Raw genomic sequence first — 8759 nt, forward strand, 5'->3', positions numbered from 1 at the left:
TTTACCAATCGATACGCTGCTCCGTCTCAGGATCGAAGAAATGCACTTTATCGAAATTGAAAATGAAGGTTTTGTCCATGCCCGGATAACCCGTCGTTTCCGGATGAACCTTCGCGGTCACGGTCCGGTTGCCTACGCGGAAGTACACCAGATTCTCCGAGCCGAGATGTTCAACGACCTGGACCTTCGTGGAATACTTGTAATTCAGATTGGTCGTGCCCGGCAGATCCTCGCCGGTGATATGCTCGGGACGAATCCCCAGAATCAGATGCCCGTTGTCGTATTTGCTTAGGGCACCGGCCATCGAATCCGGAATGGTGAATGTCCCGCCTTCCATCCGGAGAACATTTCCTTCCTTCTGCACGTCGATGAAGTTCATCGGCGGGGATCCGATAAAGCCGGCTACGAACATATTCTGCGGATTCGCATACAGCTCGGTCGGTGAGGCGATCTGCTGGATAATGCCGTTATTCATTACAACGATCCGCTCACCGAGCGTCATCGCTTCAACCTGATCATGCGTGACGTATACGATGGTAGCTTCCAGGCGCTTGTGCAGCTCGGACAGCTCTACCCGCATTTGCACGCGAAGCTTCGCATCCAGGTTCGACAGCGGCTCGTCAAACAGGAATACCTGCGGGTCGCGCACGATCGCCCGCCCTACCGCAACACGCTGACGCTGTCCGCCGGACAGCTCGCGCGGCTTCCGGTCGATCATCGACTCCAGGCCGAGAATGGAGGCTGCCTGCGATACCTTTTGCTCGATGTAAGCCTTGGGCTTCTTCAGGTTCTTCAAACCGAAGGAGAGGTTCTCGCGGATCGTCATATGCGGATACAGCGCATAATCCTGGAACACCATGGCAATGTCGCGGTCTTTCGGATGCAGATTGTTGACCACCCGGTCCCCGATGATGATGTCGCCGGACGTTTGACGTTCAAGCCCCGCAATCATGCGCAGCGAGGTGGTTTTGCCGCAGCCGGACGGACCGACGAATACCACGAACTCTTTATCATTGATCACAAAGTCCGACCCCGCTACAGCGGTAAACGTCCCTTTGTTGTCGTCTACAAATTCTTTTCGTATATTTCGGAATTCTACGCGTGCCATAACTTTGCCTCCTTCTAGCCTTTAACGGCTCCAATGGTGATGCCTTGCAGGAAATAGCGCTGAAGCGAGAAGAACAGGATCATCATCGGCAGTGCCGCGACGGTTGCTCCAGCCATAAGTGCGCCGAAATCGGTCGTGTCCGCATAGACGAAGGAAGCAAGACCGACCTGAATCGTCCTCATTTCCGTCGAGTTGGTCACGAGGAAGGGCCAGAAGAAATCATTCCATGATGCAACGAACGTGAATATCGCAAGCACCGCAAGACCCGGCTTCGCCATCGGAAGAATGACCTTCCAGAAGATGCCGAATTCGCCGCAAGCGTCGATGCGCGCCGCATGGATCAAAGAGGTAGGCAGCGATGACATGTACTGCTTCATCAAGAAAATGTTGCCCACGCTTACGATTCCGGGAAGAAGAATCGCCGTGTATGTATTCCCGAGATCAAATACGTCGATCATCAAAATGTAAAGCGGAATCAGCGTCACCTGCGCCGGGATCATCATCGTGCTGAGCAAAATCCAGAATACCGCTTTGTTCCCCGGAAACTTCAGCTTCGCAAAAGCATACCCTGCGAGCGAAGCCAGGAATACGTTGGTCACCGTCAGGATGGATGAGATCAATAAGGAGTTAAAGAGCCACCTCATGACGTCGGTTTTGCCAAAAAAACGCTCGTACGGGGCTACGGAGAATACCTCCGGTATCATTTTCGGGATAAACGATGCCGCTGACTTGGTGTCCTGTACAGAGCCGATCAGCATCCAGTACATCGGAATGATCGTCAGAACGCTCCATACCACCAGAATGACCGAGGCCACAATCAGCATGATCACTTTTGATCTTGATTTCATAGGTGCACCCCCTTAGCTTCAAAAATAGGCCTTAGTACTCCACGTCGGACGAGAAGTATTTGAATTGAATGATGGAAATGACAATAATCAAGGCAGCCAGAACAAAAGATTGCGCCGCCGCAAGTCCGAATTCGTAGAAATTGAACGCTGTGCTGTAAATCAGATAGGCGATGGTTGTCGTCGCGAAGTTCGGTCCGCCCTGCGTCATCAGGTACACCGAGATGAACACCTGGAAAGACGTAATGACGCCCGTCACCAGCAGATACAGGGTGGTCGGTTTCATCAGCGGCCACGTAATGCGCCAGAATTTGGACCAACCGCTGGCATGGTCGATGTCCGCGGCTTCATAGAGCGATTTCGGAATCCCGCCCATGGCGGCCAAATAGAGAATAATGCCCGCGCCATGCGAACCGAGCCAGTTCATCAGAATGAGCGAAAAGAGCGCCGTGTTCGATTTGCCGAGCCATATGACCGGATCGAATCCGAACAAACCGATGAAACGGTTCAGCAGCCCGGCTTGGGTCGGATCGTAGATCGCGAGCCATACCACCGATATGGTGACCCCGGAGGCAACGGCCGGCAAATACATCGTAGCCTTGAAGAAGGTCTGCCATTTATTTTTCATCTGAAAAATAAAAAAGGATAATGCATACGTGATGACAATGTTGACCGGAACGGTACCGATCGTGAAGATGACCGTATTCCTCATGGATTTCCAGAACACTTCATCCTGTACCATCCGTGTGTAGTTGTCTGCTCCAATCCATTCGGAGCCCATCACGCTGTATTCCTGAAAGCTCATCAGAAAAGCGGAGGCGACAGGGTAGAGCGTGAATATCAAAAACAACAGTACGGGAGCCAGAATGAATAAATACGCCCATCCATATTCTCGTATGTACCCCTTCATGGGGGGACGTGATGGCCGGGCTTGCGCCGGGGCAGTCTGCATGTGATTTCCTCCTTTGCGCACAGGTGAAGTATTTTCATGAAGCCTTATAGAGTCTGGAGCGATTGGTTTAAAAAGGGAGTGCCCCGATCGTTCCTGCTAAGGACAACGGGACACCCCCTTATAACTTCAATTACTGTCCTAAAATTTGTTTGCCTTTGTCCTTGAAGTCTTGTGCGATCTGCTCCGGCGTCTTCTCGCCAGAGAACAGCGCTTGAATGTTCGGCTTCACCACTTGCTCCTTGAATTTCTTCTGGTTGCCCGAAGCATCCGCATCGAGATTCAAAGTCACCGGAATTTCCTTGAAGTTCGCGAAAATTTCCGCTGCTTTAATGGTAGATTCCGTACCGAGCCCTTTGCCTTCATAAAACTCTGCTTGGGATTTACGAACGAATGGCAGCACCAGTTCATTCGCGGAATTACCGGCTTTCGCGCCGCTCAGTCCTTCCATGATCAGGAACGTGTTCTTTGCATGCTCTTCGCCTTTATCCTTCTTCTGTTTGAACGCCACGTAACCTTCGCCAAACATGGAGGTCTTGCGCTCAGCCCCGTCATTATGCGGAACCGGCAGCAGGACGAAGTCGATTTTCGCGCCTTGGACCGTACCGCTGTCAATATCCTTCGCGCGGTTCTGCAGCATCACGTCATAGTAAGGGATCGCCTTGGACACGATCGCGGCTTCCTCGGCATAGAACAGGTCCATCCGTTTCGCCGGCGTAATCGCGGCAGTCTCGGCAGGCAGATGTCCGGCTTTCATCAGATCGGACACGAACGTCATCGTATCCAGGATCCGCTCGTCATTCCATTGGAACTCTCCCTTGTCGTTCAGAACGTCAGGCATGCCGTTGCTGCGTGTCAGCATTTCCATGAAGTCCAGGGAAGTACCGTCCGTCACCAGCGCATACTGCGTATTGCCGTTCGGAAGTTTCTTGGTCAGCTTCTCGGCAGCAGCCTTGAACTCGGTCCAAGTCCAGCCGTTCTCTTGAATAGCCTTCCAGTCGATGCCTGCTTCTTCGAGAATCTTCTTGTTGCCGCCCCAAGCCCAGAGGGATTGGTACAGCGGGAGACCATACTGCTTGCCCTGGATTTGACCCAGCTCAAGCGTTCCCGGCAGGTAGTCGTTCTTGATTTCATCCGTAATATAAGGGGTCAGTTCCAGTGCCAGGCCCGTATCCACATAAGCTCCATCCACCGCGTGGAAGTATAGGTCAGGCGGGTTGCCGGCATTCAAGGCGACGTCGAACTTCTTCGGGCCTTCAGCCCAGGAGAGCACTTCGGTTTGTACGGTAATATGCGGATATTTCTCCTTCAGATCCGCCACATGCTCTTTCAATTCATCTTCGTATTTACCATGTACCGGATAAGTCCAGACAACGACCGTGTCCTGCTTCGGCGCAGCTTCGCCGTTTCCTTCCGAAGCCGTTCCGCTTCCGCCTTCCGGTGCCTTCGCTCCGCCGGAACCGCCGCAAGCCGCGGTAAACACGAGCATCAAAGAAGCCAACAATGTAAGCCAACCTTTTTTCTTCATGTACTACTCCCCTTATCATTTATATATTTGTGGTTTCGCTATGAACTACAAACGCTTGATCGCTCGCCGGCTTTCATCCAGGTATTTCACTGAATTCTCGTAATTCCGGCTGGCGACGCCAAGATATAAAATATCGATAAGATTAAGCTGCGTAATACGAGAGGACATCGCGCCACTGCGAATCTCGTTCTCCGTCGAGGAGGTGTACAAAGGTATGTCGACCGATCGGCTCAAGGTAGAATCTCCGTATTTGGTAATGCCTATCGTCTTGCACCCCTTCTCCTTGGCAATGGCTGCTGCGCGGATCACCTCGTCCGTTTCACCGGAATAGGAAATGCATACGGCCGCATCTTCCGGAGTCAGCAGCACCGCCGAGGTGAGCTGAACATGAGGGTCCGGAAAAGATATGCATACCTTATTGATCCGCAAAAATTTCTGCTGGGCATCCATCCCGATCAGATTGGAAGCCCCTACCCCAAACATGAAAATGCGCTTCGACTGATCGAGGGCCAGAACGGCCTCTTCCACCATCCCTTCCTCCATAATCTTCATCGTATCCCGAATCGATTGAATGTTATTGTTCGAGACGTTCTGTATAATTGCAGAAATGCTGTCATTGGGCCGGATATCCTGATATCCGGTGGCTAATGGCTCCTGCAAGTCTCCGGCTACCTTCAGCTTCAGATCCTGATAGCCTTTGAATCCCATCGTTTTGCACAGGCGCACAATGGCTGCCTGACTGGAGCCGCTTCGGACAGCAAGATCCGCCACCGACATTTGTATCATCTCTGCCGGCTCCTGCAAAATGAAGGCTGCAACCTTGCGCTCGGACGGATTTAATGAATCATACACCTCGCGCAATCGAACCAATCCGCCGTTCATTTCTTGCCCCCCTTTTCAAATCATCCTCTGATGGTCACTACTATGTAATATTACTTTACACATCTTGAATGAAAGCATGACTGGTATCGCTTTCACTATCAGTGGATTGAGTTTATTATAAATTGTATGAAATTATATTTCAATACATAATTCATGATTTAAAATTTTATTTTACAACACCTGGTTTTTCTCCTATACTGGATATAGAAAGCGAAGTGGTTCAATATGGAAATTTTTATCGGTGTCGATGGCGGCGGTACAAAGACCGAAGCAACCGCTATCAATAGCGCTGGAGAAGTGTTGTCCCGTTTTACCGGAGGTTCCACCAATCCTTACATTGTAACATTCGATAAAGCGATGGAGGAACTCCGAACCGTGTTGGATGAGCTCATGGCCCCTCTTTTTAATAAGTCGTTTTTATTAACATCAATATGCCTTGGTATGTCAGGTATAAGTTCGGTAGAGGAACGGCAGCGTGTACAATCTCACCTGCGTTCCTACTTCCGGCAGCGGCAGCTCTCGCTGCGTATTTACATGCGTTCGGAAGCCGAAATTTCATTGATGGCGGTACTGGGGCGTCAGCATGGAATACTCGCAATCTCAGGAACAGGCTCCAATACCTACGGCATCACCCAATCGGGAGACATCTACCGCGTCGGTGGTTGGGGACATCTTCTCGGAGATGAAGGCAGCGGTTATCAGATCGGACTTCAGACTCTGAAATCCGTGATCAAGAGCCATGAAGGCATAACGCCCCCCACCCTCATGAGCAGCCTGATCGTTGCAGCCTACCCGATCCGGCATATTACCGACCTCAAATCTTACATTTACCAGCCCGCTATAACGAAACAGGATATCGCCTCTTTCGCCCGCTGCTGCATCGAGGCAGCCGACGCCGGCGATGAAACGGCACTACGCATTATCAGGCAGCAGGCCGAAGAGCTGGCCGATACCACTTGCGCGCTCATTCGACAGAACGCCGAATTCGCCGAGAGCGAGCTTGTGGGAATCGGCTCGATTTTCAAGCATTCACGATGGTTCCGGGAGACGTACACCAGCCTTATGCTTACACGTTACCCCCTGCTCCGTTTCCCTGAAGGAAACCGTGAGCGAACGCCCGCGCAGGGCGGGGCCCTGTTGGCCTGCAAGCTATTTACTGACGGCGTCTCTGACTTGCTGTAGCTTCCACATCATCAGTGCCCGTCCATATTCCAAGGCAAAAAAGGAGACCTGTCTCATGACGAATATTCTAAGTCAATTGACAACCGAACAGCCTCACGAAAATACCCAGAACATTGATCAGTTGAGCTCGGAACAAATCATGATCCTCATCAACAATGAAGATAGCCTGATCACCGATGCGATTCGCGAACTCATTCCTCTGATTGCCAGGGCGGCCGATCACGTTGTCGAAACTTTCCAGAAGGGCGGCAGATTGTTTTACATCGGTGCGGGGACCAGCGGTCGCATCGGGATTCTGGACGCATCCGAGTGCCCGCCTACCTATGGAACGGACCCGTCCATGGTGCAGGGGTTGATTGCCGGCGGCTTCAGGGCCGTCAAAGAGGCCATCGAAGGCGCTGAGGATAGCGAAGAGCTCGGCGAGCAGGATATCAATGAAAACGGTATCAACGAGAAGGACGTCGTTCTTGGCATCGCTGCAAGCGGGCGCACGCCGTATGTCCTTGGCGCCATGAGACGCGCCAAGGAAAGAGGGGCCGTTGTTATCGGTCTGTGCAACAATTACGAATCGCCGATGCATCAGTATGCCGAATTCGTGATCGAGGCCGTCGTAGGTCCCGAGGTCATCATGGGCTCCACGCGCATGAAGGCCGGCACCTCTCAGAAGCTGATTCTGAACATGCTGACGACAACCGCCATGATTCGGATCGGCAAGGTGTACAAAAACCTGATGGTTGACCTCAACCCGTCGAACAATAAGCTGGTCCATCGCGCCAAGCGCATCATTACCCTGGCAACGGGAGCATCGGAGGAGGCCGTGGAGAAGGCATACCATGAAGCCGGCGCCCATGTCAAAACCGCGATCGTAATGCTGCTTGCCAACGTCAGTGCCGCGGAAGCCTCCAAGCTTCTTGACGGTACCAGCGGGTTTGTGCGCAGCGCGATCGATATGAAAACAACGAAATAACATAACGTGTGCTTATGTGCGAACTATGGCACCCGTCGTGAGATGTTAAACGGGATATCCCAGGTCCGGTCGATCTGGAGGATATCCCGTTTATTTGTTTGCCAGCCTTGGACCTTTATGTACGGATAGACGTCATCTTATTGATGGGCCGACGGGTTTCATCGTTCATGGATGCCCGTTCTGCCCCATCGGATCGTTAGGCTTCAGCCCCTCGCGAAACCTGGACTTCTTGTAAACAACCGTGGGTTCATCACTCCTTGTCCGATGCCCGGCCGACCTGTTGTTCGCTCCATTCCCACAGGCGCGCAGCCAGCTTCGGATCCCTTGCCTTCTCGGTCGTTTTGGCCGGTTTGCATTTGACGTAGTATTCCCCTGTCACATGCTCCACTTCTGGGCTTGATGCCAGGTAAATCGCTGTCCGGGCTCCTTCGAGCGGGGTTAAGAAGAAGGGACGAAGCAGCTTATGAACGGCTTTGCCGAAGCCTGTATCCCGGTTCACGCCGATGCTGGTGCTGACGGCGCCCGGATGAAGCGCATTAACCGTTATCCTTGTCGGCTGCAGCCTGCGGGCCAGCTCTTTGGTGAATAAAATGTTAGCCAGTTTGGACTGCGCGTAACCCTTGGCCACATTGAATCTCTTCCCAAGATTCGGATCATCGAAGTGGATGCTGCCCACCTTGTGCGCTCCGGAGGAAACGTTCACGACCCTCCCCTGCCTGGCACGCTGAAGGGGCTCCAGCAGCTCGTTCGTTAGCAAAAAATGCCCCAGATGGTTGACTCCGATCATCGCTTCGAATCCGTCCTTCGTCAGTTCCCGCTGAATGGTGACCACGCCGGCGTTATTCACCAGAACGTCAAGCTGCTCGTATTTGGCCTTATATTCGGAAGCAAATTTCCTAATGCTGTCAAAAGACCCCAAATCCAGCGACATCAGCTCGATGTTCGAGCTGCCGCTCTCCTGCTGCGCCTGCCGAAGAGCCGCTTCGCCCCTGGCCCGACTACGGCAGGCCATAATCACGTGCGCTCCGCCTTTTGCCAGCTCCGACGTCGTTGCCAGGCCCATGCCGGAGTTGGCTCCTGTTACGATGACGATCTTTCCTGTCATGTCATTCATCCCGCTGACCTCCTGTTCGTATTCCTTCTACCATTGTAATAAGAAAAACGGCTATCGACGTACTTTCTCAGAAGACAGACCGCATTTAGCGGAAGTTTTTCTTGCGATATAGAATTTCATCAGCCTAGCTGATAACTTATAAATTCTATATCTATAACAAAAACGGCTATCGACGTACTTTCTC

The 8759-nt window shown here is 52.2% G+C and carries 8 protein-coding genes; 2 read left to right on the forward strand and 6 right to left on the reverse strand.

Annotated elements, in window-relative coordinates; genetic code table 11:
• Nucleotide 1: 1 nt before the first annotated feature.
• The 5 genes from RB298_RS03620 to RB298_RS03640 all read right to left on the reverse strand — a co-directional run bounded on the left by RB298_RS03620 (nt 2) and on the right by RB298_RS03640 (nt 5312).
• Nucleotides 2-1108, reverse strand: coding sequence for an ABC transporter ATP-binding protein (locus tag RB298_RS03620; protein ID WP_096776893.1), 1107 nt, complete (start codon nt 1106-1108; stop codon nt 2-4).
• A gap of 14 nt (nt 1109-1122) precedes the next feature.
• A complete protein-coding gene (locus RB298_RS03625) occupies nt 1123-1956 on the reverse strand; it encodes a carbohydrate ABC transporter permease (protein ID WP_009590118.1) in 834 nt (277 codons plus the stop codon).
• Between the two features lie 31 nt (nt 1957-1987).
• Nucleotides 1988-2905 carry a carbohydrate ABC transporter permease gene (locus RB298_RS03630; protein WP_009590108.1) on the reverse strand — a complete coding sequence of 306 codons (918 nt, stop codon included), beginning with the start codon at nt 2903-2905 and terminating at the stop codon, nt 1988-1990.
• A gap of 130 nt (nt 2906-3035) precedes the next feature.
• Nucleotides 3036-4430: an ABC transporter substrate-binding protein gene (locus RB298_RS03635; protein ID WP_009590111.1), complete on the reverse strand. Its 1395-nt coding sequence runs from the start codon at nt 4428-4430 to the stop codon at nt 3036-3038.
• 45 nt (nt 4431-4475) lie between these two features.
• A complete protein-coding gene (locus RB298_RS03640) occupies nt 4476-5312 on the reverse strand; it encodes a MurR/RpiR family transcriptional regulator (RefSeq protein WP_036663781.1) in 837 nt (278 codons plus the stop codon).
• A gap of 225 nt (nt 5313-5537) precedes the next feature.
• Between RB298_RS03640 and RB298_RS03645 the strand changes: the two genes are divergently transcribed.
• The gene (locus RB298_RS03645; protein WP_277747093.1) at nt 5538-6494 is read left to right on the forward strand and encodes a BadF/BadG/BcrA/BcrD ATPase family protein; all 957 of its coding nucleotides are present in this window, start codon (nt 5538-5540) and stop codon (nt 6492-6494) included.
• A gap of 55 nt (nt 6495-6549) precedes the next feature.
• Nucleotides 6550-7461, forward strand: a complete 912-nt coding sequence (gene murQ / locus RB298_RS03650; RefSeq protein WP_486045809.1) for an N-acetylmuramic acid 6-phosphate etherase — start codon at nt 6550-6552, stop codon at nt 7459-7461.
• A 250-nt stretch (nt 7462-7711) separates the two neighbouring features.
• Here murQ and RB298_RS03655 read toward each other — a convergent pair whose 3' ends face one another.
• On the reverse strand, nt 7712-8575 hold the full coding sequence (locus tag RB298_RS03655; RefSeq protein WP_486045811.1) for an SDR family oxidoreductase: 864 nt from the start codon (nt 8573-8575) through the stop codon (nt 7712-7714).
• Nucleotides 8576-8759: the final 184 nt, after the last annotated feature.

Source organism: Priestia sp. BR_2, assembly GCF_041954005.1.
Taxonomy (GTDB): Bacteria; Bacillota; Bacilli; order Paenibacillales; family Paenibacillaceae; genus Paenibacillus_AQ; species Paenibacillus_AQ lautus_A.

Bases quoted from the DNA above. Each gene is read 5' to 3' on its own strand.
- RB298_RS03620 (WP_096776893.1), bottom strand. From the start codon at position 1,108: ATGGCACGCGTAGAATTCCGAAATATACGAAAAGAATTTGTAGACGAC.
- RB298_RS03625 (WP_009590118.1), bottom strand. From the start codon at position 1,956: ATGAAATCAAGATCAAAAGTGATCATGCTGATTGTGGCCTCGGTCATT.
- RB298_RS03630 (WP_009590108.1), bottom strand. From the start codon at position 2,905: ATGCAGACTGCCCCGGCGCAAGCCCGGCCATCACGTCCCCCCATGAAG.
- RB298_RS03635 (WP_009590111.1), bottom strand. From the start codon at position 4,430: ATGAAGAAAAAAGGTTGGCTTACATTGTTGGCTTCTTTGATGCTCGTG.
- RB298_RS03640 (WP_036663781.1), bottom strand. From the start codon at position 5,312: ATGAACGGCGGATTGGTTCGATTGCGCGAGGTGTATGATTCATTAAAT.
- RB298_RS03645 (WP_277747093.1), top strand. From the start codon at position 5,538: ATGGAAATTTTTATCGGTGTCGATGGCGGCGGTACAAAGACCGAAGCA.
- murQ (WP_486045809.1), top strand. From the start codon at position 6,550: ATGACGAATATTCTAAGTCAATTGACAACCGAACAGCCTCACGAAAAT.
- RB298_RS03655 (WP_486045811.1), bottom strand. From the start codon at position 8,575: ATGAATGACATGACAGGAAAGATCGTCATCGTAACAGGAGCCAACTCC.